Annotated in this window: 25 protein-coding genes and 1 tRNA gene; 11 read left to right on the top strand and 15 right to left on the bottom strand. The window is 69.1% G+C overall.

The genetic code is table 11. The features are described from left to right. Positions 1–59: 59 nt before the first annotated feature. The 4 genes from dhaK to A4X17_RS17715 all read left to right on the top strand — a co-directional run bounded on the left by dhaK (position 60) and on the right by A4X17_RS17715 (position 2,726). On the top strand, positions 60–1,061 hold the full coding sequence (dhaK, locus tag A4X17_RS17730; protein WP_064296974.1) for a dihydroxyacetone kinase subunit DhaK: 1,002 nt from the start codon (positions 60–62) through the stop codon (positions 1,059–1,061). A gap of 4 nt (positions 1,062–1,065) precedes the next feature. Then, positions 1,066–1,710: a dihydroxyacetone kinase subunit DhaL gene (gene dhaL / locus A4X17_RS17725; RefSeq protein ID WP_064296973.1), complete on the top strand. Its 645-nt coding sequence runs from the start codon at positions 1,066–1,068 to the stop codon at positions 1,708–1,710. Continuing rightward, positions 1,707–2,417 carry a dihydroxyacetone kinase phosphoryl donor subunit DhaM gene (gene dhaM / locus A4X17_RS17720; RefSeq protein WP_064296972.1) on the top strand — a complete coding sequence of 237 codons (711 nt, stop codon included), beginning with the start codon at positions 1,707–1,709 and terminating at the stop codon, positions 2,415–2,417. The genes dhaL and dhaM overlap by 4 nt, the downstream gene beginning before the upstream one ends. 84 nt (positions 2,418–2,501) lie before the next feature. Then, a complete protein-coding gene (locus tag A4X17_RS17715) occupies positions 2,502–2,726 on the top strand; it encodes a hypothetical protein (RefSeq protein WP_133059937.1) in 225 nt (74 codons plus the stop codon). 21 nt (positions 2,727–2,747) lie between these two features. Here the strand turns inward: A4X17_RS17715 and A4X17_RS19565 are convergent, their stop codons facing one another. Together A4X17_RS19565 and A4X17_RS17705 are read right to left on the bottom strand one after the other, a co-directional pair. Next, complete coding sequence (locus A4X17_RS19565; RefSeq protein ID WP_064296970.1) at positions 2,748–3,326, bottom strand: TetR/AcrR family transcriptional regulator; 579 nt, start codon at positions 3,324–3,326, stop codon at positions 2,748–2,750. Between the two features lie 526 nt (positions 3,327–3,852). Continuing rightward, positions 3,853–6,225: an excinuclease ABC subunit UvrA gene (locus tag A4X17_RS17705; protein WP_064297034.1), complete on the bottom strand. Its 2,373-nt coding sequence runs from the start codon at positions 6,223–6,225 to the stop codon at positions 3,853–3,855. Between the two features lie 167 nt (positions 6,226–6,392). Here A4X17_RS17705 and A4X17_RS17700 point away from each other — a divergent pair, with 167 nt between their 5' ends. Beyond that, a complete protein-coding gene (locus A4X17_RS17700) occupies positions 6,393–6,986 on the top strand; it encodes an HdeD family acid-resistance protein (RefSeq protein ID WP_197479116.1) in 594 nt (197 codons plus the stop codon). A 69-nt stretch (positions 6,987–7,055) separates the two neighbouring features. On the opposite strand, the gene A4X17_RS17695 is transcribed toward A4X17_RS17700, so the two are convergent. Continuing rightward, positions 7,056–7,820, bottom strand: coding sequence for an SDR family oxidoreductase (locus A4X17_RS17695; protein WP_064296969.1), 765 nt, complete (start codon positions 7,818–7,820; stop codon positions 7,056–7,058). 194 nt (positions 7,821–8,014) lie between these two features. On the opposite strand from A4X17_RS17695, the gene A4X17_RS17690 reads away from it, so the two are divergent. The 4 genes from A4X17_RS17690 to A4X17_RS17675 all read left to right on the top strand — a co-directional run bounded on the left by A4X17_RS17690 (position 8,015) and on the right by A4X17_RS17675 (position 10,805). Continuing rightward, positions 8,015–8,506 (top strand): NfeD family protein, encoded by a 492-nt coding sequence (locus A4X17_RS17690; protein WP_064296968.1) that lies wholly within the window; start codon positions 8,015–8,017, stop codon positions 8,504–8,506. 2 nt (positions 8,507–8,508) lie between these two features. Further along, positions 8,509–9,528: an SPFH domain-containing protein gene (locus A4X17_RS17685; RefSeq protein WP_064296967.1), complete on the top strand. Its 1,020-nt coding sequence runs from the start codon at positions 8,509–8,511 to the stop codon at positions 9,526–9,528. A 7-nt stretch (positions 9,529–9,535) separates the two neighbouring features. After that, the gene (locus tag A4X17_RS17680) at positions 9,536–10,315 is read left to right on the top strand and encodes a glycerophosphodiester phosphodiesterase family protein (RefSeq protein WP_064296966.1); all 780 of its coding nucleotides are present in this window, start codon (positions 9,536–9,538) and stop codon (positions 10,313–10,315) included. Between the two features lie 127 nt (positions 10,316–10,442). Next, positions 10,443–10,805, top strand: coding sequence for an RNA polymerase-binding protein RbpA (locus A4X17_RS17675; protein WP_064296965.1), 363 nt, complete (start codon positions 10,443–10,445; stop codon positions 10,803–10,805). Between the two features lie 60 nt (positions 10,806–10,865). Here the strand turns inward: A4X17_RS17675 and lnt are convergent, their stop codons facing one another. From lnt to A4X17_RS17630, 9 genes are all read right to left on the bottom strand, one after another. Further along, positions 10,866–12,449, bottom strand: a complete 1,584-nt coding sequence (lnt, locus tag A4X17_RS17670; protein WP_231884431.1) for an apolipoprotein N-acyltransferase — start codon at positions 12,447–12,449, stop codon at positions 10,866–10,868. Continuing rightward, positions 12,446–14,866, bottom strand: a complete 2,421-nt coding sequence (locus A4X17_RS17665) for an RNA helicase (RefSeq protein WP_064296964.1) — start codon at positions 14,864–14,866, stop codon at positions 12,446–12,448. Before A4X17_RS17665 ends, lnt begins: the two co-directional genes overlap by 4 nt. Beyond that, entirely contained in the window at positions 14,863–15,624 is a 762-nt protein-coding gene (gene tatC / locus A4X17_RS17660) for a twin-arginine translocase subunit TatC (protein WP_064297031.1), read from the bottom strand. The genes A4X17_RS17665 and tatC overlap by 4 nt, the downstream gene beginning before the upstream one ends. 138 nt (positions 15,625–15,762) lie before the next feature. Further along, positions 15,763–16,032 carry a Sec-independent protein translocase subunit TatA gene (tatA, locus tag A4X17_RS17655; protein ID WP_064296963.1) on the bottom strand — a complete coding sequence of 90 codons (270 nt, stop codon included), beginning with the start codon at positions 16,030–16,032 and terminating at the stop codon, positions 15,763–15,765. A gap of 81 nt (positions 16,033–16,113) precedes the next feature. Further along, positions 16,114–17,124 carry a YafY family protein gene (locus A4X17_RS17650; RefSeq protein ID WP_064296962.1) on the bottom strand — a complete coding sequence of 337 codons (1,011 nt, stop codon included), beginning with the start codon at positions 17,122–17,124 and terminating at the stop codon, positions 16,114–16,116. Beyond that, the gene (locus A4X17_RS17645) at positions 17,117–18,157 is read right to left on the bottom strand and encodes a YafY family protein (protein WP_064296961.1); all 1,041 of its coding nucleotides are present in this window, start codon (positions 18,155–18,157) and stop codon (positions 17,117–17,119) included. The genes A4X17_RS17650 and A4X17_RS17645 overlap by 8 nt, the downstream gene beginning before the upstream one ends. A gap of 78 nt (positions 18,158–18,235) precedes the next feature. Next, positions 18,236–19,192, bottom strand: a complete 957-nt coding sequence (locus tag A4X17_RS17640; RefSeq protein WP_064296960.1) for an FKBP-type peptidyl-prolyl cis-trans isomerase — start codon at positions 19,190–19,192, stop codon at positions 18,236–18,238. 71 nt (positions 19,193–19,263) lie between these two features. After that, the gene (locus A4X17_RS17635; protein WP_064296959.1) at positions 19,264–20,328 is read right to left on the bottom strand and encodes a tRNA (adenine-N1)-methyltransferase; all 1,065 of its coding nucleotides are present in this window, start codon (positions 20,326–20,328) and stop codon (positions 19,264–19,266) included. Next, positions 20,325–21,029: an HAD family phosphatase gene (locus A4X17_RS17630; RefSeq protein WP_231884430.1), complete on the bottom strand. Its 705-nt coding sequence runs from the start codon at positions 21,027–21,029 to the stop codon at positions 20,325–20,327. Before A4X17_RS17630 ends, A4X17_RS17635 begins: the two co-directional genes overlap by 4 nt. A gap of 81 nt (positions 21,030–21,110) precedes the next feature. Between A4X17_RS17630 and A4X17_RS17625 the strand changes: the two genes are divergently transcribed. Beyond that, complete coding sequence (locus A4X17_RS17625) at positions 21,111–22,037, top strand: PAC2 family protein (protein WP_064296958.1); 927 nt, start codon at positions 21,111–21,113, stop codon at positions 22,035–22,037. A 46-nt stretch (positions 22,038–22,083) separates the two neighbouring features. Here the strand turns inward: A4X17_RS17625 and mshC are convergent, their stop codons facing one another. The 3 genes from mshC to A4X17_RS17610 form a co-directional block, all read right to left on the bottom strand. Then, positions 22,084–23,322, bottom strand: coding sequence for a cysteine--1-D-myo-inosityl 2-amino-2-deoxy-alpha-D-glucopyranoside ligase (gene mshC, locus A4X17_RS17620; protein ID WP_064296957.1), 1,239 nt, complete (start codon positions 23,320–23,322; stop codon positions 22,084–22,086). Next, on the bottom strand, positions 23,319–24,143 hold the full coding sequence (locus A4X17_RS17615; RefSeq protein ID WP_064296956.1) for an undecaprenyl-diphosphate phosphatase: 825 nt from the start codon (positions 24,141–24,143) through the stop codon (positions 23,319–23,321). Before A4X17_RS17615 ends, mshC begins: the two co-directional genes overlap by 4 nt. Positions 24,144–24,257: 114 nt before the next feature. After that, on the bottom strand, positions 24,258–25,577 hold the full coding sequence (locus A4X17_RS17610; RefSeq protein WP_064296955.1) for a M20/M25/M40 family metallo-hydrolase: 1,320 nt from the start codon (positions 25,575–25,577) through the stop codon (positions 24,258–24,260). A gap of 175 nt (positions 25,578–25,752) precedes the next feature. On the opposite strand from A4X17_RS17610, the gene A4X17_RS17605 reads away from it, so the two are divergent. After that, positions 25,753–25,836 (top strand) — tRNA-Leu (locus A4X17_RS17605). The last annotated feature ends 90 nt before the right edge of the window (positions 25,837–25,926 follow it).

The raw sequence follows: 25,926 nt of genomic DNA, 5'->3' as shown, positions 1-25,926 counted from the left end.
GAGACCCGATGCCGGCATACCCGGTCGGCGGACCCGAACCGATCTTGCAGGAGGATTCAATGAAGAAGCTCATCAATGATCCCAAAGACGTCGTCGTCGAGGCGGTGGCCGGATTCGGCGCCGCGCACCCCGACCTCGTCACCGTGTCGCTCGACCCGGTGTTCATCGCCCGAGCCGATGCCCCGGTCGCCGGGAAGGTGGGGATCGTGAGCGGCGGCGGCAGCGGGCACGAGCCCCTCCACGGCGGGTTCGTCGGATTCGGGATGCTCGACGCCGCCGTGCCCGGCCCGGTGTTCACCTCGCCCACTCCGGACCCCATCCTCGCCGCCACGAAGGCGGTGGACGGTGGTGCCGGCGTCCTGCACATCGTCAAGAACTACACGGGTGACGTGCTCAACTTCGAGACCGCGGCCGATCTCGCGCTGGCCGAGGGCATCGAGGTGCGCTCGGTCATCGTCGACGACGACGTCGCGGTGAAGGATTCGCTCTACACGGCGGGACGTCGGGGTGTCGCCGGCACCGTCCTCGTGGAGAAGCTCGCCGGGGCTCGTGCCGAGGCCGGGGGAGGCCTCGACGAGGTCGCCGACCTCGCGACCAAGGTCAACGAGCGCACCCGCACGATGGGCGTTGCACTCACCCCGTGCGTCGTCCCGCACGCGGGCGAGCCGAGTTTCACCCTGGCCGACGACGAGATCGAGATCGGGATCGGTATCCACGGTGAGCCCGGCCGTGAACGCATCCCCCTGGAGCCCGCCGACCGGATCGTCGACCGGCTGCTCGCCGCCATCCTCGAGGACCTTCCGTACGCACCCGACGAGCGTGCCCTCGTCCTGGTGAACGGGATGGGCGGGACGCCGCAGGTCGAGCTGCTCATCGTCTTCCGCCGTGTGGCCGAGGCGCTCACGGAGCGCGGGATCGAGGTGGCACGGTCGCTCGTGGGGAACTACACGACCAGCCTCGAGATGCAGGGTGTGTCGATCACCCTCCTGAAACTCGACGATGAACTGATCGAATTGTGGGACGCCCCGGTGCAGACCGCGGCGCTCCGGTGGGGGCGGTAGACGGATGGGATTGGACGGAGCCTGGGCGATCGCCTGGATGCGGGGGAGTGCGGCGGTCGTCGCGGAGCATCGCGTGGAGCTGATCACGCTCGACCGTGACATCGGGGACGGCGACCACGGCGAGAACCTGGACCGCGGGTTCTCCGCGATCCTGCCGAAGCTCGACGAGCAGCCTGACGATGCGACACCCGCCGACATCCTCAAGCTCGCCGCGACGACGCTCATCTCGACCGTCGGAGGAGCGAGCGGCCCGCTGTACGGCACCGCGCTGCTCAAGGCGTCGATCGCCGTGGCCGGTCAGGAGGATCTCGACGCCGATGCCGTCGTCGCCCTGCTGACGGCGGCGCGCGACGGGATCGTGCTCCGTGGCAAGGCCGAGGTCGGCGACAAGACCATGGTCGACGCGTGGACGCCCGCCGTCGACGCTGCATCCGCTGCGGCGGCAGCGGGGGAGTCGCCGGCACGGGTGCTGGCTGCCGCTGCAGACGCCGCGTGGGGTGGCGCCGCGGCGACCGAGCCGCTCGTCGCCCGCAAGGGTCGCGCCAGCTACCTCGGTGAACGGGCCGTCGGGCATCGCGACCCTGGGGCGCAGTCCACCTCCTATCTCCTGCAAGCTGCGGCGGCGGCCGCTGAGGAGGGCGCTGCATGAGCGGGGGAGCCGTCGGCCTCGTCTTCGTCTCGCACAGCGCGCTGATCGCGGAGGGGCTCATCGCCCTGGCCCGGCAGATGGCGCCCGACGCGGCCCTCGCCGCGGCCGGTGGTACCGATGACGGAGGGATCGGCACGAGCTTCGAGCTCGTTTCCGCCGGGATCGGCGCGGTGGACTCCGGGGACGGGGTGGTGGTGCTGTGCGATCTGGGGTCGGCGATCCTGACCGCTGAGACGGCACTCGACTTCCTCGACGACGACGTCCGAGGCCGGGTACGCATCGTCGACGCCCCGCTCGTCGAAGGCGGGGTCGCCGCAGCCGTGGCCGCGCAGACCGGCGCGACGCTCGACGAGGTCGTGGACGCCGCGCGGTCGGCAGCCGGCGGTGACCCTGCCCGGCACGGCGCCGACGAGGCGACTCGGGCGGGTGGGTCCGACGACCCGACGGCGCCCCACGCCGCAGCCTCCGTGACCCTGCGGAACAAGGACGGGCTCCACGCTCGACCCGCTGCGGAGTTCGTGAAGCTGGCGAGCACGTTCGCGGCCAAGGTGGTCGTGAACGGGAAGGACGCCAAGAGCCTGCTCGGGATCATGTCACTGGGCCTTGTCAAAGGGGCGGTCGTGGAGCTGCAGGCGGACGGTCCGGATGCGGAGGATGCCATCGGGGCACTGGCGTCGCTCATCGAATCCGGCTTCGGAGAGGTCTGACGGGTCGCGCTCGGGGCGGAAGCAGGTCGGCGCCCCGTGCGCAACGGGGTGGTCGACGCCGACGGTCGGCGTAGCATGACCCGCATGAACGAGCAGACGAAGACGTCGGACACCGAAGACCGCCAGTGCACGGTCTGTGGCCATCCGCTCGCCGAGCACACCTTCGACCGTTCCTCCGGGCACGATCACTTCATGACCTGCCCGACGGGGGAGCGGCTTCCGGACCCGGCGCAGTCCGCCGTCCCGGTCAACGAGTTCGGGATGCCGCTCTGGGACCAGGACCCCGATCGACCTGCTCCGTCGGCCTGACGACCCCGCTGGCCTGAGCCGTCATCCGAGGAGGAGCAACGACCGGACGGCGACACTGACACCGGTTTCGCGCGACGCCGACGTCTCGTGGAGAGCACTGCCGTCGATGAGCCAGCGCACCCATCGGACGAGTTGCTCCGGTGTGGCGTCGGAGCGGGCTGCGGTGGTGCGAACCGCCTCGGTGATGTGGTCGAGCAGGAAGCGGTCGACCATGTCCCGCTCGACGTCGAGGACGGCCGCCACGTCGTGGACGTGCGCCATGCCCTGGACCGCGCGAGCGAAACCGGCCGTCTGGTCGGCAGCCCGCTGGCGGTCGAGTGTGCCGAGGTAGGTGGCCAAGGCGGGTCGCCCAAGCCCGGCGCGCGTGGCGAGGTGCAGTTGCTCCTCGGTCCAGGCGGCGCTCACCCGCAGCAGCGTGACCAGGATGTGGAGCTTGGTGGGGAAGTAGTGGAACAGGGTCCCGGAGGAGATGTCCGCCGCCCGGCAGATGTCCGCCGTCGAGGTGGTCTCATACCCTTCGGCGGCGAAACAGCGGTAGGCCGCAGCGAGGATCGCGGTCTGGCGCGCGGTGAACCGCTGTGGGTCGACGATCCTCGGCATGACTGCTCCCATATTCCTAGAGCGCCTACTCTAGCGCACGCGCTCTATGAATTCGGACCAGATCAGAGGCGATTTCTGTTCCGATCGATTGTTGCGCGCAGCTCGGAGTGTGGAGCGACGATGGTTCTCATCGAGCACTCCGCCGTCCTGTGGACGGCCGGGCGATCATGGGGGAGCAGGCGGGACAGTCCACCTGCCGGACCCGCCCTGCCCGCGTGAGCTCGAGGTGTACGGGTGCATCGTCGTCGGGCTGTCGGATCGCGTGATGTCCGGCGCTTCCAACTATCGCCCCCGCGGTGGATATGCACGTCGACAGCATCTTCGCCGAGTCGCACCTGCACGATCGGATCCACGCGGTGACGACCCTGGGGCAGGACCTCCGGAACGGGCGGCTTGGCATGCCGGATGAAGCCGAGTTGACATAATTTGCATTATCGGCTCTTTCCAGCCCGCCGCGAGCGGGGCCGGATCGGGTCACGTCGGCATGCATCACCGACCTGAGGATCGCGACGATGACCGGGGCGCGTCAGGAGCCGATGTACCGAGCGAGATGTTCTCCGGTCAGCGTCGAGCGATCGGCGACGAGCGCTGCGGGCGTCCCGGTGAACACCAGACGTCCGCCGTCGTGACCTGCGCCGGGTCCGAGGTCGACGATCCAGTCCGCATGCGCCATGACCGCCTGATGATGCTCGATGACGATGACCGACTTGCCGGAGTCCACCAGTCGGTCCAGGAGTCCGAGCAGGTTCTCCACGTCAGCGAGGTGCAGGCCCGTCGTCGGCTCGTCCAGGATGTAGACCTCGCCCGAGTCGGCCATCTGCGTCGCCAGTTTGAGTCGCTGTCGTTCGCCTCCTGACAGGGTCGTCAACGGCTGTCCGAGGCTGACGTAACCGAGCCCGACGTCCACGAGTCTCGCCAGGATGAGGTGCGCGGCGGGCGTCCGGGCCGGCCCGTCGGCGAAGAAGGCCTCGGCCTCCGTCACCGACATCGCGAGCACCTCGCTGATGTCCCGCTCCCCCAACTGATATTCCAGAACGGAAGCATCGAACCGGCGACCCTCGCACACCTCGCAGACGGTCGAGACGCTCGCCATGACGCCGAGATCGGTGAAGACGACACCTGCGCCGTTGCAGTTCGGGCAGGCTCCCGCCGAGTTCGAGCTGAACAGCGCCGGCTTGACCCCGTTGGCCTTCGCGAACGCCTTGCGGATGGGCTCGAGCAGACCCGTGTACGTCGCCGGGTTACTGCGACGCGAGCCGCGGATCGGGCTCTGATCGACCGTCACCACACCGGGACGCCCGGCGACCGAGCCGTGGATGAGCGAACTCTTGCCCGAGCCGGCGACACCCGTGACGACCACGAGGACGCCGAGCGGCACGTCGACGTCGACGCCCTGCAGGTTGTGCCGGTCGGCGCCGCGGATCTCGATGACACCGGTCGGTCGACGCAACACCGGCTTGAGCGTGGCGCGGTCGTCGAAGTGGCGTCCGGTGAGCGTGTCGCTCGCTCGGAGGCCGTCCACACTCCCCTGGAACGTCACCTGTCCCCCGCCGGTCCCGGCTCCGGGACCGAGGTCGACGACGTGGTCGGCGATCGTGATCGTCTCCGGCTTGTGTTCCACGACGAGGACGGTGTTCCCCTTGTCGCGGAGCCGCAGGAGCAGTTCGTTCATCCGCTGGATGTCATGCGGGTGCAGTCCGACGGTCGGCTCGTCGAACACGTAGGTCACGTCGGTGAGCGACGACCCCAGGTGGCGGATCATCTTCGTGCGCTGCGCCTCCCCACCAGAGAGGGTGCCCGTCGTGCGGTCGAGTGACAGGTACCCCAGCCCGATGGCGACGAAGGAGTCGAGCGTCTCCTGGAGGACCGTCAGGAGTGGGCGCACCGACGGTTCGTCGAGCGCCCGGGTCCACGCCGCGAGGTCGCTGATCTGCATCGCGCACAGTTCGGCGATGTTCCGACCGGCGATGCGCGAACTCCGTGCGCCCTCGCTCAGTCGGGTCCCGTCGCACGCCGGGCACGTGGTGAAGGTGACGGCGCGGTCGACGAATGCGCGGATGTGCGGCTGCATCGCCTCACGGTCCTTCGAGAGGAACGACTTCTGCACCTTCGGGATCAGGCCCTCGTAGGTCATGTTGATGTCGCCGACCTTGACCTTCACCGGCTCCTTGTGGAGGAAGTCGTGGAGCTCCCGCTCCGTGTAGTCCTGGATGGGCTTGTCCGCGTCGAGGAATCCGGATCCCGTGAAGATCCGTACGCCCCAGCCGTCTGCTGTGTACCCGGGGATCGTGAGCGCGCCCTGGTTGAGCGACTTCGAGGCGTCGTAGAGCTGGGAGCGGTCGATGTCGTTCACCGTCCCCATCCCCTCGCACCGCGGGCACATGCCACCGGTGATCGAGAAGCTCCGCCGTTCCTTCGTGCTCTGGCCCCCGCGCTCGATGGTCACCGCTCCGGCGCCACTGATCGAGGCGACGTTGAAGGAGAAGGCCTGCGGAGAGCCGATGGACGGGTCTCCGATCCGACTGAAGAGGATGCGCAGCATGGTGTTCGCGTCGGTCGCCGTGCCCACCGTCGAACGCGAGTTCGCGCCCATCCGCTCCTGGTCGACGATGATCGCCGTGGTGAGTCCCTCGAGCACGTCGACGTCGGGCCGCGCCTGCGATGGCATGAAGCCCTGGACGAACGCGCTGTAGGTCTCGTTGATCATCCGCTGTGACTCGGCGGCGATCGTCCCGAAGACGAGGGAGCTCTTCCCCGAGCCGGACACGCCCGTGAACACGGTGAGGCGGCGCTTGGGGAGGTCGACGTCGACGTCGCGCAGATTGTGCTCGCGGGCACCCCTGACCCTGATGACCTCGTGGCTGTCGGCGGCCCTGGTGTGCATCGGCGTCTCGGTCATGGCGATCAGCGTATCCGTCGTCATCGGCCGGCGTCTCGCCTCGATCGACACTGGATCCGCTCGACATGGAAGGTCATGCTGTGAAACACCTGTGTGAATGCGTCACACTGGTGGAACGCACCCGGTCCGCTCGGGAGCGCCGCACTGTCCACCGTCAGGAGCCGACCATGTCCGAACCAGCCACCACCACCTACACGCTGAACTCCGCCAAGCTGACCGCGAGCCAGATCTCCGGTGTCCGATGGGCCTTCGCCGTCGGCGGGATCCTCACGATCCTCTTGGGTGTCTTCTTGCTGGTCGCGCCGAAGGCCTCGCTGGTCGCCGTCGCGTGGATCTTCGCCGTCTACTTCCTGATCGCCGGGATCGCCCGCATCGCGCGTGGGGTCGTGGCCCGGGAGCACGGCGGACTCTGGCGGGTCCTCACGATCGTGTTCGGAGTGCTGTTGCTGGCGGCCGGTGTCTACATCTTCATCGATCCGCTGCTCGGCATCGGCGCACTCGTCTTCGTGATCGGTGTCTCCTGGATCGTCGAGGGCGTGGCCTCGCTGTTCGACTCGGCACCGGACGTGTCGCGGTGGATCACCGTCCTCTACGGCGTCATCAGCGTCGTCGCCGGCGTGTTCGTCCTCGCGAACCCGCTGCTCGCCGCCGTGACCCTCCTGCTCGTCACCGCGTTCTTCCTCATCGCGGCCGGCGTCGTCGAGATCATCCAGGCGATCACCTTCGGCAAGCAGGTGAAGCGGGCCGGTCTCACCGGCTGACCCCGGGTGGCAGGACGACGAACGCCCGGCCCTCGAGGGACCGGGCGTTCGTCGCGTCGGGATCGTCGCCTACTCGGCGGTGAAGTCGCTCGTGTCCCCCACGTAGCGGGTGTGGTCCTCGGGGATCGGGTCCACGGCGGCCGAGGCGACCTCGGCCGCGAACTCGCCCACGTTGTAGAGGCGACCGGCCGACTCCTTGCGGGAGCTGATCGCACCGGGGTTGGCGCGTTCGAGGAGGGTCGCGGTGATGGTCCCCTCGATCATGTCGCCCGAGACGACCACGAACTCGACGCCGGCGGCGTCGAACTGGTCCTGCTTGGCGCGGAGCGCGTCCTCGCCCGCGCGCTTGGAGGTCGCGACCGGCACGTACTCGGGCATCGTCGGCGTGGTCCGGATGAAGTGCGCCTGGTGGCTCGTGACGAACACGATCCGCGAGCCGGGGCGGAGCAGCGGGAGCGCGTGTTCGACGACGCTCACCTGTGCGTCCCGGTTGAGCTGCATCGCGTAGCCCTCGGCCATGCCGCTCTCCATCCCTCCGGAGGCGTTCAGCACCAGGACGTCGAGGTCGCCGAGTTCGGCCTTCGTCGTCGCGAACATCGCGGCGACCGAGGCGGGGTCGGTGAGGTCGGCCCCGACCACCAGGGCCTGCACACCGAGGGCTCGCACCTCGTCGGCGAGCTTGACGGCGCGAGCCTCCTTGTTCCGGTAGTTGATCACGACGTTGGCGCCGGCACAGGCGAAGTACCGGATGGTGTCGGCACCGATGCCGCGGGACGAGCCCGTCACGAGGACGTTCTTCCCGGAGAGGGATCCGGCGGCCAGGGGGTTCGTCACGTGAGGGCTCCTTCAGATCTGGGGCCGCTCATCGGCGGCTGGTTCCAGCCAACGACCTTACCAACAACCGGCAGACGGATCCGGTTCGATGGTCCGCCCAGCTGATAGCGTTGAACCCGACCGGCGCACCGTCTCGCGCTCCCCCGGACTGCGAGGCGGCAGACGAGAGAGCCGATCCGGGAGGAATCCGCACCATGGACGTCATCACCGAGTACGCCTGGATCGCCTGGTTGGTCCTGATCCTCGTGTTCGTCATCATCGAGATCCTGTCGCTCGAGTTCACCTTCCTCATGCTCGCGCTCGGCGGCACCGTCGGGCTGCTCTCCGGCCTCCTCGGCGCTCCGTGGTGGCTCCAGCTGCTCATCGCAGCCGCTGCCGCCCTCCTGCTCCTGTTGGCCGTCAGGCCGCCGCTGCTCCGAGCGCTGCAACGCGGTGCTGACCCGGCGAAGAGCAACGTCGATGCGCTCCTCGGCATGCCGGGGCTCGTGCTCTCGACGGTCACCCCGCACGGTGGCCAGGTGAAGCTCGGCAACGGCGAGGTCTGGACCGCCAGGACCCCGCACGACTCCCCCGCGTCGTCTCTCGAGCCCGGCACGCGCATCGTCCTGTCCGTCGTCGACGGCGCCACCGCCGTCGTCGTCCCCGTCCCGACCCACCCGGCACCGCTGGGCGAGCAGAAGGAGTAGTCGTGAACGACATCTCATCAGGAGCGATCATCGGTTGGGTGATCGCGGCCATCGTCGTCGTCTTCGTACTGGTGGTGCTGTTCCGATCCATCCGCATCATCCCGCAGGCGAGCGCCGGTGTGGTCGAGCGGCTCGGCAAGTACCACAAGACCCTTTTGCCGGGGCTGAACCTGCTCATCCCCTTCATCGACCGGTTGCGGCCGCTCATCGATCTGCGCGAGACCGTCGTCTCCTTCCCGCCGCAGCCGGTGATCACCGAGGACAACCTCGTCGTCTCGATCGACACGGTCGTCTACTTCCAGGTGACCGACGCCCGAGCCGCGACGTACGAGATCGCGAACTACCTGGGTGCCGTCGAGCAGCTGACCACGACGACCCTTCGAAACGTCGTCGGTGGGCTGAACCTCGAGGAGGCGCTGACGAGCCGCGACGAGATCAACAGCAAGCTCCGCATCGTGCTCGACGAGGCGACCGGCAAGTGGGGCATCCGCGTCGGACGCGTCGAGCTCAAGGCGATCGACCCGCCGCTCTCCATCCAGGACTCCATGGAGAAGCAGATGCGGGCAGAGCGCGACCGTCGAGCCCTCATCCTCACCGCCGAGGGAACCAAGCAGTCGGCCATCCTGACGGCGGAGGGTGCGCGGCAGGCGGAGATCCTCCGCGCCGAGGGTGATGCCCAGGCGGCTGTGCTCCGTGCACAGGGTGAGGCGTCCGCCATCCAGACGGTGTTCAAGGCCATCCACGACGGCGACCCCGACGAGAAGCTCCTGGGCTACCAGTACCTGCAGATGCTCCCGAAGCTCGCGGAAGGCCAGGCGAACAAGCTCTGGGTCATCCCGAGCGAACTGACCGAGGCGCTCAAGGGCATCGGCTCCGCCTTCGGGCCGGGCAACACCCGCGACCCTGCGGCCACGGCACGGGCGGCGGCCGCAGCTGCGCAGGCGCCCTCCTTCGCCGCAGCGCCGGCCGCGTCACCCCAGACGCCTCCAGCACCGACGACCCCCGTCCAGTCCGAGGGCTGAGCACGCGGTGACGACAGCGGTCCTCCCCTACTTCCGTCCGGCCCGCCCTCGGGTCCTCGCCCATCGAGGGCTGGCCGGGCCGGGGGTTCCCGAGAACACGCTGTCGTCCTTCCGTCGTGCCCTGGCCGCCGGCGCCGAGTACGTCGAGACCGATGCGCACTGCACGCGCGACGGACACGCCGTCCTCTTCCACGACCCGTCCCTGCGCCGCATCACGGGCGATCCGAGACCGATCGCCGACCTCGAACTCGCGGATCTCCAGCGGATCGACCTCGGCGGCGATCGCATCCCGACGTTGTCGGAGGCGCTGGCCGAGTTCCCCGGAGCACGCTTCAACCTCGACATCAAGGCCGCGGCCGCGGCTGCACCGGCGGCTGCCGCCATCATCGGTGCCGACGCCGCCGATCGGGTGCTTGTCACCTCCTTCGATGAAGGCAGACGTTCCGCGATCGTGCGGGCCGTGGGGCTGGAGGCCGGTGCCGACTCCGTGGCATCATCCGCGTCGGCCCGGATCCTGCTCCGCGTCCTCCCCGCAGCCGCCCTCGGGCTCCGCGGAGCGCTCCGCCGGTCGCTCGCCGGTGTCCAGGCGCTCCAGGTGCCCGAACGGTTCCGCGGCGTGCCCGTCGTGACGAAGCGCCTCCTTGCACAGATGCACGCCCTCGGCGTCGAGGTGCACGTGTGGACGGTCAACGACCCCGCCGACATGCGACGCCTACTGGATCTCGGCGTCGACGGCCTCGTCACCGACCGCTGTGATCTCGCGCTCGACGTGGTCCGATCACGCTGACGGCTCAGTTCTCCGCATCCGGCGTGGCTCCAGCTGGGCATGAGCTGATAGCTAGATGGGTGAACGGAACAGTTTACCCAGCTTGTGGGTTTATAACTGTGGATGCCGAGCGAGAGGAGACCACACAATGGCAGATCGCAGTTTGCGCGGAATGCGCCTGGGCGCCCAGAGTCTACAAACGGAAGAGGGCGTCATATTCTCGGCGCGGAGCAACCACATCTACCGGTGTCAGAGTTGCGAGCGCGAGACCACGATGACCTTCGCCGCCGACGCGGAAGTCCCCGAACTGTGGGAGTGCCGGCACTGCGGTGCGGAGGCCGTCCTCCTCGTCGACTCGAAGCCCGTCGTCGTCGACCGCGGTGACGTGAAGACGCCCCGCAGCCACTGGGACATGCTGCTCGAGCGCCGCTCGCGCGATGAGCTCGAGGAGCTGCTCGAAGAGCGCCTCTCATATCTCCGGGCCCGGCGCGGCCAGCAGAAGAGCGCGTGACACCGAGCCCCTGACAGGCCTCCCCTCGATCGGCTGATCCGATATCGGATCAGCCGATCGTCATGTCCGGGGACGGTTCGAGATGCGCCGAGGCCTGGCGGCGAACCCGGCGAGGACCAGCGAGGCGAGTCCCATGCCACCGATGAACATCTCGAGCTGGTGACCGAAGGCCATCGACGGCGTGACCGTGTCCGCGAGCGGCACCTCGGAGACCATCGATCCGGGGCGGAAGGCCGGGATGCTGTCGATCGTCGATCCGTCTGGGCCGATGATCTGACTGGTCCCCACGGTCGAGATGTTCACGACCGATCGTGCCGACTCGATCGCCCGGAGTCGAGCGATGGCCAGCTGCTGTTGATTCTCGTCCGTCTGCCCGAAGTCCGCGTTGTTGGTCTGGGCGAACACGATGCGCGCGCCACCCGCCACCGCGTCTCGGGTGAGCCGGTCGTCGGCGATGTCGAAGCAGATGCTGATCCCTGCGAGCACCCCGTCGATGTCGAAGACGTTGTCCTTCGTACCCGGGGTGTACTCGCGCTGGATGAGGCCGATGAGGTCGGGTGCGAACGGCTCCCAGAACGTCCGGTCCGGGACGTATTCGCCGAACGGGACCGGGTGCTTCTTGTCGTAGACGTCGCGGACGCCGTCCGAGGCGTCCCAGAGGAGCGACGAGTTGTAGTAGCGATCGCCGCGCTGAGAGATCGCACCGACGACGAACGGTGCGTCCATGCGGCGGCTCAACGCGTCGAGGGCTGCAGCCGATTGGGGAACCCGCTGCGGGTCGAGGTCTGCGCTGCCCTCCGGCCAGACCACGACGTCGACGTCCGCATCGAGCACCTGCAGCGTCTCGTCGATCTGGGTCTGCATGACGGTGCCGGGTGCTGCGGCGTCGAAGTAGCCGGCGGGGCCGTTGCCCTGGATGGCAGCCACCCGCATGCTCCCGGTCGTCGCCGTCGGCCATGCCGGCACCACGAGTACCGCGATGACCGCGAGGACCGCGGTCCCGACCCGGCTGACCGTCGGGAGCTCCGCGGTCGCGGCGAGCTGCAGGGCGAGTGCCACGAGCAGCACCATGAGGAACGACAGCCCCGAGAACCCGACCCAGGCGACGAGCGGGGCGAACGGGCTCTCGGACTGGCTGAGCGCCATCCTCGCCCACGGGAATCCGCCGTAGGGCCAGGTGCTCACGAGCGTCTCGCGCGCGGTCCATAGGGCGGCGACCACCGCGGCGGTCAACCAGACCCGTCCCCCGACCCCTGGGAAGGCGCGCGGTACCCAGCGGTACGCCAGGGTGATGAGCACGGCTCCGAGCGCGAAGAAGATGGCCTCGAGTGTCGACAGCGCCGCCCAGGGGACGGGACCCAGGTAGGCGGTCGCCCACTCGATGTGGATCAGGTAGAACGACTCCCCCGCCAGGAAGCCGATCAGGAGCGCACCGCCGACGCTGCGTCCCATGAGGGTGAGGAGGACGAGGGCGATGCCGACGAACGTCAGGGGCCAGACCCCGCGGTCCGGGAAGCCGGCGTCGAGGACCGGCCCGGCGGCGATGGCCACGACGGCCGCGAGCCAGAGCGGGAGCGGTGGACGACGATCGACCAGCGCGTCGATCGGTCGGAGCCGGCGGCTCCGACCGTGCGGGGACCTCACAGCGAGCTGTACGCGACGATGCCGCGTCGGATCGAGTCGAGCGCCTCGCGCGAATGACGGCCCACCGGTCCATCGACGACGCGGAGCTGATCGAGCAGGTCGATGGTCTGCTTGCACCACCGCACGAAGTCCCCGGCGGCGAGTTCCGCCTCGATGAGCACCGTGTCGAGGTTCGCGCCCTTGGCCCACTGGTGCATGGCGAGCGAGAGTCCGGTCGAGATCGGGTTGCTCCCCGGGAGGCGGTGCTCCCGTTCGCTGTCGTCGAGGCGACTCCAGAGGTCCTGCGTCCGTTCGAGTGCGGACCGGAACGGGCCGCGGGGCAGGAAGCGTTCCGGGGTGTTCTGCTCCTCGCGCCGTGGTTCGTACACGATCGCGGCGGCCATCGCGGCGAGGGATGCGGCGTCGAGGTCGTTCCACGCACCGGTGCGCAGGCATTCCGCCACGAGGAGGTCCCGTTCTCCGTAGATGCGCTTCAAGGTGCGTCCGGGAGCCGCGACGACGACCGCGCCGTGCTCGTCGCGTGCCAGGTACTCGTACTCGAGCAGCACGTCGACGACCCGGTCGAACACGCGCGCGACCGCGCCCGTCCGCGTCTGGATCTGCTGTCGCAGCTGGTCGGTCTGCTTCTTGAGCTTGAACCATCGTTCCGCCCAGCGAGCGTGGTCCTCGCGGTGCGGGCAGACGTGGCAGGCGTGAGCCCGCATGCGCTTGCGGAGTTCGGCGAGCTTGCGTTGGCGACGGTCCTTCGACGCGCGCGAGCCGTTCGGCTCGCCCTTGCGTTCGAGGTCCGTGAGCTCGCGCCGGATTCCCGCGTACTCGACGAAGTTCCCGAGGTGGCACGACATGGACTTCTCGTAGCCGGCGAGCGAGGACTCCTGCTCGCGCACCTTCCGGGCGATCCCGACGACGGCCCGGTCCGCCTGGAACTGTGCGAAGGACGACTCGAGGATCTGACGGGTGCGTTGACGGCCGAACTGGTCGATCAGGTTGACCGCCATGTTGTAGGTCGGGCGGAAGCTGGAGTTGAGCGGGTAGGTGCGTCGGGAGGCCAGCGAGGCGACGGACTGCGGGTGCAGCCCCTCGGTCCACTGGATCACGGCGTGGCCCTCGACGTCGATGCCACGGCGTCCGGCGCGCCCGGTGATCTGGGTGTACTCCCCCGGGGTGATCGGGACGCGTGCCTCACCGTTGAACTTCTCGAGCTTCTCGAGGACGACCGTCCTGGCCGGCATGTTGATGCCGAGCGCGAGGGTCTCGGTCGCGAAGACGACCTTCACGAGCTTCCGCCGGAAGAGCTCCTCGACGACCTCCTTGAACGCCGGCAGGAGACCGGCGTGGTGGGCGGCGAGGCCCCGCTCCAGACCGTCGAGCCACTCCCAGTAGCCGAGGACGGCGAGGTCCTCGTCGAGCAGGGTGCGACAGTGCTCGTCGACGATCTGACGGATCTCGTCGCGTTCGTGCGCCTCGGTCAGCCTGATGCCGGAACGGAGGACCTGCTTCACCGCCTGGTCGCACCCGACGCGGCTGAAGACGAAGAAGATCGCCGGGAGCAGGAGGTGGTCGTCGAGCATCTGGACGAAATGCCCGCGGTCGAGCTTCTCGGCCCGATGCGGGGCTCGGCGCTGGTTGTAGCGGCTGATGTCCTTGTACTGACGACTGTTCGGTGCACGGCCACCGAACTGCGCCATACGGACGAGCTCCGGGTTGACCTGGTGGGTGTCGGCGAGGCTCGGCGCGGCGAACAGGTCGATGAGCTTGTTCCGCATGAGCACGTGCTGGGTGAGCGGCACCGGGCGATCCTCGGACACGATCACGGCGGTGTCGCCGCGGACGGCCTGCAGCCAGTCACCGAACTCCTCGGCGTTCGACACGGTCGCGCTCAGCGACACCATCCTGACGGCCTGCGGGAGGTGGATGATGACCTCCTCCCACACCGCTCCGCGGAACCGGTCCGCCAGGTAGTGCACCTCGTCCATGATGACGAAGGCGAGATCGGTCAGCGCGTCGGAGTCCGCGTACAGCATGTTGCGGAGGACCTCGGTCGTCATGACGACGATGCGGGCGTTGCCGTTCACGTTCGTGTCGCCCGTGAGCAGGCCGACGTGCTCGGACCCGTACTCGGCGGTGAGTTCTTGGAACTTCTGGTTGCTGAGCGCCTTCATCGGCGTGGTGTAGAAGACCTTGCCGCGGTCGCCGTGCATGGCGAGGGCGATCGCGAACTCGGCGACGATGGTCTTTCCGGCCCCCGTCGGTGCGGCGACGAGGACGCTGCTGCCGTTCTCGATCCGCTCGCACGCTTCGAGTTGGAACGCGTCGAGGTCGAAACGCTGCCTCGCGCGGAACTCCTGGAGCCTCGGTGTCGCGTTCCGGACCGCCGCTGCCCGATACCGCTCGGCAGGCGAAGCGGTGTCGCTCATGCGAGCCCCGTGCTACCGAGTTCGGCGTCGATGCGTCGCTGCCGCTTGGCCGCACTGCGGTCGTGGAGGACGGCGACGCCGTACGCCGCGAAGTACAACAGGACCATCGGGATCGCGAGGACGAACATCGACACGATGTCGGCGGCGGGCGTGGCGATGGCCGTGAAGAGCACGATGACGAGGATCGCGACCCGCCACGCCTTGATGATCGCCGCTGCGGAGAGCACACCGACGAAGTTCAACAGGACGAGGAACACCGGCAGCACGAAGGCGACACCGACCGCGAGCACCAGCTTCAGGACGAAGTCGTAATAGGTGGTGGCGTCGAGGAAGTTGGCCGCCGCCGTCGGGGTGAAGCCGAGCATGAGCTCGACGATGTGCGGCAACACGAACCAGCCCGCGTAGCAGCCCGCCAGGAACAAGGGCACCGCGGTCGCGAAGAACCCGATCGCGTATTTCAGCTCCTTGCGCGTCAGGCCGGGAACGAGGAAGGCCCAGATCTGGTAGAGCCATACCGGGCTGGACAGGACGACGCCGGCGGTGAGGGCGATCTTCATCCGCAGGTCGAACGCGCTCGTGACGTTGGTGAAGTTCAGGAACGCCTGGCCGCGATCGTCGGCGATGACGAGGATGGGGGCGCTCATCGCCTCGATAATCCACTCGGAGGCGATGAAGCCCGCGACCATGCCGACGATGATGCCGATGGCGGAGTAGAACAGACGCTTCCGCAACTCGACGAGGTGCTCGCCGAGTGACATCCGCCCTTCGCGGTTCTGTTTCTTGGGACGCTTCTCGGTCAGGGCCACGGCGACATCGTCCGTTCCTGAGCAGCGTGTTCGAGGCGCACTCGTCGGGGGCCAGGTGCTGGCGTCATCGGGCTCGGGTGGTCCTCAGGGTTACGGCTTGACCGGCGGGTCGGTCGGCTTCTGCGGGGCCGTCGCGGCCGGGGTCTGGTCGGCGGGTGCCGCACTCGCGGGCGGAACCGTGCCCGTCGCGTCGGGCGAGGCGGGCTCGTCGTCGCGCATGCTCTTGACCTCGCTCTTGAAGATCCGCATCGACTGACCGACGCTGCGGGCGAGACCCGGGAGCTTCGGTGCTCCGAACAGCAGCAGGACGATGAGGAGGATGATGACGAGGTGCCACCCGGTGAATGCATTGCCGAACATAGTCTTCGTTCCTGATCTTCGAGGTCGAGGTCCACTCACTCTACCCTGCATCTCCCGTTCGACCGCCGGGAGTCTCGGGAGTCAGCTCCCGGATGTCGTGCGGTACTGCGCGAGACCGGCGGCCGCCCAATCGGCGACCGCCTCGCGCGCGTCCGCCGGCCCGAGCACCGTGATGAGCCCGGGGTGCGCGGCGACCAGTCGTTTGAGGCCGTGATGGTGAGCGAGGCGCAGGGTCGCGGTCACCTCGACATCGGCGTCCTCGCGGGCTGCGGGGCCACCTGGCGCGCTGTCGACGGCGACCACGTAGTCGTCGATGAGCGGGAGGACCGAGCGTCGGACGAGCACGGTGACGTTGCGATCGGAGTCGCTCGGCTCGAACAACGCGGTCGGGACGACGACGTCCGCTTCGCGGAACACGACCTCGGCATCGGTCTCGCGCAGCTCGGTCATCCGATCGAGACGGAAGCGACGCGTCGCCTCGCGCAGGTGGCACCACCCGTAGAGGTACCAGTCCTGGTCCTGGGATTCGAGACGCAGTGGGTCCACCAGTCTCGCCTCGGTCGCCCCGCTCGCATCGACGTAGTCGAACGCGACGCTGTGGCCGGCGGCCAGGGCCGACCGGATGATGCCCACCGCGTGCGCGGAGTAGGACTCGGTGACCGCGAGCTGGCCCGGAGCCGACGACGCCCCGCGGGCGAGTTTCGCCATCACGCCCCCGATGACGTCGCTGTCGACGAACTCGGGGAGGCGCTGGAGCGACTGCAGACCGGCGATGAGGGCCGAGGCCTCGCGGGCTGAGAAGCGAGGACTGTCGTCGAGCGCGACCCGGTGGGTGAGGACGATCTCGTCGTCCTCCTCGAAGCTGCCCCAGTCGATGTCGAAGAGGTCGCCGGCGAGGTACTGCCGGGTGTCGCCCGGCACGCCGGACACCGTCAGGAGCTCGACCGCTTCGCGGATCTGGCGCGGGGACAGGCCGAAATGCCGCGCGGCCTCGTCGACCGTTACCCGCTCGCGGTCGATGAGGTACGGCACGAGCGAGAGGAGGAAGATCAGCTTGTCCTGGGCGCGGGGCGCCGCCGGTCGCTTAGCCACGGGCGGCCTCCTCGGGGTGGGGTGCGTCGTCGGTCGCGCGGTGGCGGGCGACGACCAGCTCGAGTCTGGACGCCACGGCCTCGACGAGTGCCGGAGGATCGAGGACGACGACCTCCGGGCCGAACCCGGCGAGCTCGTCGGCGAGGATGTGGTGGTCGAGGTACGGGATGGTGAGTTCCGTGCGCTCCGTGTCGCTGACGCCGTAGCGGTTGCCGAGGCGGGCCGCGGCGTCGGTCCCGGGCCGGACACGGACGAGGGCACGCTGCGACGAGGACACGCGGCGCAGGCCGTCGATCGCGTCGGCGGCGTGGTCGCGGTCCTCGGCGGGGAACGACTCCCCCGTCGGCTTGACCGGACCGACGATCCGCGACAGGAGGAACGTCCGGGGCTCATCCACCGTCCGGTCGGTGGCGTAGAGGTGCCAACGACCCTCGTGCTGGACGAGCGCCAACGGTGCGACGGTGCGGACGCGTGGCCGCGCCTCGCCGGGCTTCAGGTAGGGGAAGGCGACCACGGACCGACGTTCGAGCGCCGCGTCGAGCGGTTCGAACGAGGCCTCCCGGGTGCGGAGTCTCGGCGCGTATCCGATGATCGGTTCGTCGGGCTCGATGCCGAGCGACCGCAACTTCGTCATCGCGCGCTGCGACTGGCCGGAGAGCGACCCCTCACGCCACACCGTGGCGGCGAGCGACAGCAGTGACAGCTCCGCCGGGGTGAACCGGACGTCGGGGGGAAGCTCGTAGGCGCCCTTCGGGATCCGATAGCGCATCGACTGGTTGTTGCCGGGTTCACCCGGCTGTTCGATCGTCTCGAGCGGGACGCCGAGTTCGCGGATGTTGTCCTTGTCGCGCTCGAACTGTCGCTCGAGGCTGGCGTTGCCGCCGCCACTCGAATACTGCTGGCGGTACCCCTGGACGGTCGACAGGATCTCGTTCTTCGTCAGGCCGGTCTGCGTGGCGAGGAGCGCGAGCACGAGGCTGAAGAGTCGCTCCTCCACCGGGACCGGCTTCGGGGACTCGCTGGCTGAGGACACCGGTCCAGTCTACCGACGGACGGCCCGTCCCCCACCCGCGACGCGGGCGTTGGACGGGCCGTCTCCGAGGCGTGTCGGTTACTGTGCCGCGCGCTGGGTGCCGAGCACGTCGATGACGAACACGAGCGTCGCGCCGGCCGGGACGCTGCCCGACCCCTGCTCGCCGTAGCCGTCCTTCGGCGCCACCACGAGGAGGATCTGCGAGCCGACCTGCTGGCCGACGACCGCGTCGTTGAAGGCCTTGATCATCTGACCGCCGTCGGCCTGGAAGACGAGGGGCTGACCCTTCTCCCAGCTGCTGTCGAAGACGCTCTTCTGATCCCACAGCACACCGGTGTAGTTGACGATGACCTGGTCGCCGGCCTTGACCGTGGCACCGTCGCCGACGCGGGACAGGGTGTGCTTCGTCTCGGTCGGGGCGGGGGCCGCCGGGATGGTGATACCGGGCTGGCCGCTCGGAGCGGTCACGACGGACGGGAACCCCGACGGGATCGGGCGCTCGGCGCCGTCGGCCTTGGGCAGCGCCGCACCCTGGATGTCGGCGACGAGGATGATCGCGTCGTCCTTCTTGATGCCGTTCGCCTCGCTGCCACCGCTCGGGCCGAAGGCGTCCTCGGGTGAGATCGCCGCGACGACACGGGATCCGACCGTCGTGCAGGCGAACGCCTTCGCGAAGCCGGGGAGGCTTCCGGACAGGGCGATGAGGGTGCTCGCGGGCCCGTTGAAGTCCGTCTGCTGCAGGACGTCGCCAGTGCGTCCGTTGAGGAGCATCAGGTTGAGGTTGACGGTGCCGTCGGCCGAGACCTGCTGACCGTCGCCCTGGATGACGACCTGGCGCTCCGTCGTCTTCGTGTACAGCGGCGTCGGGAGCTCCACCTTCGGGGTGGCGCCGAAGTCACCCGACACGCTGATGAGCTTCGTCGCGTCGCCGGCGGACGCCGCGGTGTCGCAGGAGGCCGAGCCCGGCGCGGTGCACCCGGTGAGGGAGACGAGCAGGAGGCCTGCTGCGGCGATGAGAGCTGGTGCAGTGCGCACGGATCCTCGTTTCGGTGGTACGGGTGGGACGGCAGGTCGCCGTCGCACAGTTTAGTCGACGTGAACCCGGGTCAACGATCGTCGCCGAGAGGTGACTCATCGGCGGACGGTTCGATCGACCCGTCGGCCCCAGCGCTGTCGCCGTCGAGGCCCCGCGCACGGGACAGCTCGGCACTCGCCCCGGCGCTCCTCGCGCGCTTCCGCAGGATCTTCGCGCTCGCGGAGCGTTCCCCGAGGGCGCCCGGCGTCCACAGCTCGACGTCCTCGGCGCTGAAGTCGCTCTTCGAGGCGCGCCGCTTGAGCTCGGGCAGGACCGTGCCTGGCGCGAGCTTCCGTGCGGTGATGAGGAAGCCCGTGTGCCCGATCATCCGGTGGTCCGGTCGCACGGCGAGCCCCTCGACGTGCCACCCGCGCATCATCGTCTCGTTCGACTGCGGGTTCGTGAAGCCGCCCGTCCCCCGGATCGCCTCGGCGACCCGGGACAGCTGGGTGACGGTGGCGACGTAGCAGAGGATCACTCCGCCGGGCTTCAGCGCCTCCCAGGCGACGTCGAGGCACTCCCATGGTGCGAGCATGTCGAGCACCACGCGGTCGACGGACTCCGCGGGCATCGTGTCGGGCAGGGTCTCCTGGAGGTCGCCGACCGTGACCGACCAGTTCTGCGGGTCGTAGCCGAAGAAGGTCGCGACGTTGCCTCGCGCGACGTCGGCGAACTCGTCCCGACGCTCGAAGGAGGCCAGTCTGCCCGACGGCCCGATGGCCCGGAGGAGCCAGAGGGAGAGCGCGCCGGAACCGACACCGGCCTCGACGACCGTCGCGCCGGGGAAGATGTCCGCCTGTCCGATGATCTCGGCCGCGTCCTTCGGGTAGATGATGGCGGCACCACGAGGCATCGACATCACGAAGTCGACCAGCAGCGGCCGGAGCGCGAGGTGCTCGATGCCCTCGGTGTTGGCGACGACGCTGCCGTCCGGCAGGCCGATGATCGAGGTGTGCTCGATCATCCCGCGGTGCGTGTGGAAGACCTTGCCGGCCTCCAGCGTGACGGTGTTCTTCCGCCCCTTCGGTCCGGTCAGCTGCACGCGGTCGCCCTCGCGGAAGGGGCCGCTGTTCGCCGGCTGGTGGTTCGCGCTCATCGCTGTGCTGCCTCTGTCTCGGGGTGGTGGGTGGTGCCGCTCGCGGCCGAGCGAAGCTCGGCGAGGTCGGCGACGGAGCGCCCGGCGAGGGTGTCCCAGGTGGTGTGGTGCGGTCCCTCGGGGATCGGCACGATGTGCGGCACGGACACGGCGATGGTCCCCGCCGCGAGCGCGGACGCGAGACCGGTGGCGGAGTCCTCGATCGCGATGCACTCGCGCGGGTCGACCCCGAGTGCCGCTGCGGCCCTGAGGTAGGGGTCAGGATGGGGCTTGGGCTGCTCGACCTCGTCGCCGGCGACGATGAGGTCGAACGCGTCGAACGGGATGCCGCCTGCGATGTCCTCGGCCATGGACCGGATCGACATGGTGACGAGCGCCGTCGGCACGCCGGCCTCCCGGAGCTCGCGGAGCAGCTCCTGGGCACCGGGACGGAACGGGACGCCGCGTTCCTGGATGAGGCGCCGGACGTGGTCCGTGAGGTGGGTGACGATCGTGTCCGCGTCCAGCGCGACGCCGCGGCCCTGGAGGACGGCGGCGGAGTCCCAGAGGCCGTTCCCGACGAGCAGGAGGCCGTCCTCATGGGTCCAGGTGCCGCCGTGGGCCGCGACCAGCTCGGTCTCGGCCTCCATCCAGTAGGGCTCGGTGTCGACGACGGTGCCGTCCATGTCCCAGAGGACTGCGGCAGGGAGGAGAGTGGTCACGGGGTGCCATGCTACCGGGTGCTGAAGCGCCTATCCTGGATGGATGGTCGCGGAAGGTCCCCGTGCACCGAGGAGTGAGACGTGACGGAAGACACCAAGGAGCCGCTGGGCGGTCGCCTGCTCGTCGTGGCGTTCGAGGGTTGGAACGACGCCGGCGAGGCGGCGAGCGGCGCGGTGCGCGTGCTTCGCGACTCGCTCGCCCTCCGCCCGCTGCTCGAGATCGACCCGGAGCCCTACTACGACTACCAGTTCAACCGGCCGACGGTCGGCGTCGACGAGGACGGCAAACGGTCCCTGACCTGGCCCGGTACCACGATCTCGGGGCCCGACCCCGAGGCGGCGAAGCCCGCGACCCCCTTGGCGGAGGACGCCGCGCTCCGCGTCAGCGAGGGCGGCGGCGACAACGTCTACGTGCTGCTCGGTGCCGAGCCGTCGCGCGGATGGAAGGCGTTCGTCGACGAGATCCTCGCCGTGATCACCGAGCAGCGCATCACCGGCATGGTGATGCTCGGTGCGATGCTCGCCGACGTCCCGCACACGCGACCGATCTCGGTCTTCGCCTCGAGCGAGAACGCTGAGCTGCGGCAGGCGCTGCAGCTCGAACGCAGCACCTACGAAGGACCGGTCGGCATCCTCAGCGTGCTGGCCGACGCCGCCGAGCGGCAGGGCGTCCAGAGTCTGTCGGTCTGGGCCTCGGTCCCCCACTACGTGCACAGCGCGCCCTCCCCCAAAGCCGTGTTGGCGCTGATCGACAAGCTCGAGGAACTCATCGACGTCGTCATCCCCCGCGGAGCCCTCGTCGAGGAGTCCGGTGAGTGGCAGAGCGGGATCGACACGCTCGCCGCCGAAGACGAGGACATGGCCGCCTACATCCAGCAGCTGGAGCAGGCGCGCGACACCGTCGAGTCGCCCGAGGCGAGCGGCGAGGCCATCGCCAAGGAGTTCGAGCGGTACCTCCGTCGGGACGAGGGCAAGGGCGACGAGCCCTGGCGGAAGGACCGCGAGTAGCCCGGTCCCATCGCGGTGGGGTGACTCCGGTGAGCCGCCGTCCTGCTCAGCGCACGCCGAGGAGCGCGTCGACGGCCGACCGCGCGAGGTCGGCGTCGTCGACGCCGGTCGTCGCTGCGGCGTCGACGAGTGCGATGGCACCCGGGGTGTCGAGGTCGTCCGCCAGTCGGACCCGCATCGCCTGCAGCAGCTCGACGGCGGACGCTCCACTCGCGGCGTCCGTCGCGAAGGCCGAACGCCAGGTCTTGAGCCGACGATCGGCCAGGACGAGGTGCTCGTCGTGCCACTCCCAGTCGCTGCGGTAGTGGTTCGCGAGGATCGCGAGTCGGATGGCCGAGGGGTCTGCTCCGTCGGCGGCCAGGCGCGAGACGAGGACGAGGTTGCCGAGGGACTTCGACATCTTCGTGCCCTCGTAGGCGACCATGCCGGCGTGGCTGAAGACCTTGGCGAGTGGACGACCGGACAGCGCCGCGGCGTGCCCGGCGCTCAGGTCGTGGTGTGGGAAGACGAGGTCGGAGCCGCCGCCTTGGACCGTGAAGTCCGATCCGAGATGCTGGAGGGCGATGACCGAGCACTCGATGTGCCAACCGGGACGCCCTCGGCCGACGGGTGACTCCCAGCTCGGCTCGCCGTCGCGCGCCGCCCGCCAGAGCAGCGGATCGAAGGCGTCGCGTTTCCCGGCGCGGTCGGGGTCTCCCCCGCGCTCGGCGAAGAACGCGGCCATCGTGGCCTCGTCGAGCCCACTCTCCGCACCGAGGTGCCAGACGTCGTCGGCCGCGGCGCGCACGTCGAAGTAGACGTCGTCTCCGGCGGCACTGTCCGGGGTGTCGACCGTGTAGGCGACACCGCGTTCGATCAGGAGCGCGACGGCGTCGGCGATCGGTCCGATGACCTCGGTGACCGCGACGTAGTCTTCGGGTGGGAGGATGCTGAGGCGTTCCATGTCGCTCCGGAAGAGTTCGACCTGGCTCGCTGCGAGTTCGACCCAGTCGACGCCGGTCGCGGTGGCCCGCTCGAGCAGCGGGTCGTCCACATCGGTGACGTTCTGGGCGTAGTGCACCTCGTAGCCGGCGTCCAGCCAGACGCGCTGCAGGGTGTCGTAGGCGAGGTAGCTCGACGCGTGGCCGAGGTGGGTCGCGTCGTATGGCGTGATGCCGCAGACGTACAACCGCGCCGTGCGTTCGGCGGAGGCTTCGATGAGCCCGGCGCTCGGGGTGTCCCAGAGACACGGGGCCGCGCCGGAGCCGGGCAGCTTCGGGACGACCGGGGCGGACCAGGCCCTCACGCGTTGATCACGCCCGTGCCGAGCAGCACCAGCAGGACGACGCCGAGCACGATGCGGTAGACGACGAAGGGCAGGAAGCTGCGCTTCGAGATGTAACTCATGAAGAACGCGATGACCGCGAGGCCGACGACGAACGCGATGACGGTGGCGACGAGCGTCTCGACCGGTCCGTACGGGCTCGGCTCGCCGATGCTCTTGACGACCTGGTAGAAGCCGCTGCCGAACACCGCGGGGATCGCGAGCAGGAAGGCGTACCGCGCCGCAGCACGGCGCTCGTAGCCCATGAACAGTCCGGCGGTGATCGTGCCGCCGGAGCGGGAGACGCCGGGGATGAGAGCGAGGGCCTGGGCGCCTCCGAAGATCGCGCCGTCGCGGTAGGTCAGGCTCTTCAGACGTCGCTTCTTCGCACCGACCGCGTCGGCGACACCGAGCAGGATGCCGAACACGATGAGCATGATCGCGACGATCCACAGCGACCGGAAGGTCGTCTCGATCTCGTCCTGGAACAACAGGCCGAGCACGACGATGGGGAGGCTGCCGATGATGATCAGCCACCCCATGCGGGCGTCGGCGTCATCCCTCGGGATCTTGCCGACGAGGGCTTTGCACCAGGACGAGATGATGCGGACGATGTCGCGCCAGAAGAACACCACGACGGCGGCCTCGGTACCGATCTGGGTGATCGCCGTGAACGCCGCGCCAGGGTCCTTCGCTCCGGGGAGGAACTCGCCGAGGATGCGCAGGTGTGCGCTCGACGAGATCGGGAGGAACTCGGTGAGTCCCTGGACGAGTCCGAGGATGATGGCGTTGATGAGGTCCACAGGGCACCTTTCTGCAGCCGGATGGCTGGTGTTCGGCCGGATCCGGCAGTCGTCGGCGGGGCGGCTCCTGGAGCGTCTCGCGGCTCGGAGGGTGCGGAGACGGATCGTGGGAAGTCAGTAGTCGAGGAGGAGGTCCGTGAGGACCTGCTTGCCAAACCCTAGCGCGTCGAGCGGCACACGCTCGTCGACTCCGTGGAACATCGCGGGGAAGTCCAGGTGTTCCGGCAGCCGCAGCGGAGCGAAGCCGTACCCGGTGATCCCGAGGAGTGACAGCGCCTTGTTGTCGGTACCGCCGGAGAGCATGTACGGGAGCACCGGGGCGCCGGGGTCATGGCGCCCGAGGGTCTCGACGACCGCGTCGACGAGCGGACCCGAGAACGGGGTCTCGAGGCCGATGTCGCGGTGCATGACGACGATCTCGATGTCCTCGCCGACGATCTCCGCGACGCGCGCGAGCACGGCGTCCTCCTCGCCGGGCAGGGTGCGGATGTCGACGAGCGCCTCGGCGCGATCGGGGATCACGTTGTGCTTGTATCCGGCCTGCAGCAGGGTCGGGTTGCTCGTCGTGCGGAGCGAGGCCTGGATGAAGCCGGAGGCCGTACCCGTCGCGAGGGCGAGCTCGTCCGGGCCGAGCCGTTCGGGCGTGGTGCCGAGGATGGAGGCGATCTCACGGAGCAGCTGCTCGGTGGTGTCGGTGAGTCGGACGGGCCACTCGGTGCGTCCGATGGCCGCCACCGCTTCCGCGAGGCGGGTGACGGCGTTGTCCTGCACGTAGCGGGATCCGTGGGCCGCCCGTCCGGTCGCGACCAGTTTGATCCAGACGAGGGCCTTCTCCGAGGTCTGGAGGAGGTAGGAGCGGCGTCCGCCGAAGGTGATCGAGTACCCGCCGACCTCGCTGATCGCCTCGGTCGCGCCGGCGAAGAGCTCCGGTCGTTCGGTCACGAGGTGGTGGGAGCCGAACACGCCGCCGTTCTCCTCGTCCGAGAACATCGCGACCACGAGGTCGCGTTCCGGCCGACGGCCGCTGCCGAGGATCTCGCGGAGCGACGCGAGGATCATCGCGTCCATGTTCTTCATGTCGACGGCCCCGCGTCCCCACAGCAGGCCGTCCTTGATCTCGCCGCCGAAGGGGTCCACCGACCAGTTCGCAGGATCGGCGGGCACCACGTCGAGGTGCCCGTGCACGACGAGCGCCGGCTTCTCGGGGTTCGCACCGGCGACCCGTGCGACCACGCTGGTCCGGCCCGGAGCGGCGTCGATCAGCTCCGGCTCCAGACCGAGGTCGCGGAGGTACGCCTCGACGTACTCGGCGGCCTCCGTCTCGCCGTTGGAGCGGCCCTCGCCGTAGTTCGTCGTGTCCATGCGGATGAGGTCCCGCGCGATCCGCGTGGTCTCGTCGAGTGTCAGGTCGGATGCGTCTGAGCCGGAGGTCATGGCTCCACGGTACCCGTCGGCCCTGACCGCTGCACCTCTCCCCCGATCGCACGGCCGACGCACGGCCGGAGGGCGTCGAGCAGATCCTCCGGCGGTACGAGGTGGTGAACGGCTGTCGAAATCCGTGCTAGAGTTTCTTCTCGTGCCCAGCGAAAGCCGGACACGATCACAACACGCGCGGGTGGCGGAAATGGCAGACGCGCTAGCTTGAGGTGCTAGTGCCCTTACGGGCGTGGGGGTTCAAGTCCCCCTTCGCGCACACCGTGTTGAGACGGCGAACGGCCGGAGCGAAAGCTCCGGCCGTTCTTGTTTTCCCGCCGCACTCCACGACACGCCGACACCCGAGATC

The organism is Plantibacter sp. H53 (genome assembly GCF_001650455.1).
Lineage (GTDB): Bacteria > Actinomycetota > Actinomycetes > Actinomycetales > Microbacteriaceae > Plantibacter > Plantibacter flavus_A.
The sequence above is the reverse complement of the archived record's forward strand: the minus strand, read 5'-3'. Positions and strand labels throughout refer to the sequence as shown.

Bases quoted from the DNA above. Each gene is read 5' to 3' on its own strand.
- A4X17_RS17610 (WP_064296955.1), bottom strand. From the start codon at position 25,577: ATGACCTCCGGCTCAGACGCATCCGACCTGACACTCGACGAGACCACG.
- A4X17_RS17675 (WP_064296965.1), top strand. From the start codon at position 10,443: ATGGCAGATCGCAGTTTGCGCGGAATGCGCCTGGGCGCCCAGAGTCTA.
- A4X17_RS17665 (WP_064296964.1), bottom strand. From the start codon at position 14,866: ATGAGCGACACCGCTTCGCCTGCCGAGCGGTATCGGGCAGCGGCGGTC.
- tatA (WP_064296963.1), bottom strand. From the start codon at position 16,032: ATGTTCGGCAATGCATTCACCGGGTGGCACCTCGTCATCATCCTCCTC.
- A4X17_RS17715 (WP_133059937.1), top strand. From the start codon at position 2,502: ATGAACGAGCAGACGAAGACGTCGGACACCGAAGACCGCCAGTGCACG.
- tatC (WP_064297031.1), bottom strand. From the start codon at position 15,624: ATGTCACTCGGCGAGCACCTCGTCGAGTTGCGGAAGCGTCTGTTCTAC.
- A4X17_RS17635 (WP_064296959.1), bottom strand. From the start codon at position 20,328: ATGAGCGCGAACCACCAGCCGGCGAACAGCGGCCCCTTCCGCGAGGGC.
- A4X17_RS19565 (WP_064296970.1), bottom strand. From the start codon at position 3,326: ATGCCGAGGATCGTCGACCCACAGCGGTTCACCGCGCGCCAGACCGCG.
- A4X17_RS17690 (WP_064296968.1), top strand. From the start codon at position 8,015: ATGGACGTCATCACCGAGTACGCCTGGATCGCCTGGTTGGTCCTGATC.
- A4X17_RS17705 (WP_064297034.1), bottom strand. From the start codon at position 6,225: ATGACCGAGACGCCGATGCACACCAGGGCCGCCGACAGCCACGAGGTC.
- dhaM (WP_064296972.1), top strand. From the start codon at position 1,707: ATGAGCGGGGGAGCCGTCGGCCTCGTCTTCGTCTCGCACAGCGCGCTG.
- dhaK (WP_064296974.1), top strand. From the start codon at position 60: ATGAAGAAGCTCATCAATGATCCCAAAGACGTCGTCGTCGAGGCGGTG.
- A4X17_RS17700 (WP_197479116.1), top strand. From the start codon at position 6,393: ATGTCCGAACCAGCCACCACCACCTACACGCTGAACTCCGCCAAGCTG.
- dhaL (WP_064296973.1), top strand. From the start codon at position 1,066: ATGGGATTGGACGGAGCCTGGGCGATCGCCTGGATGCGGGGGAGTGCG.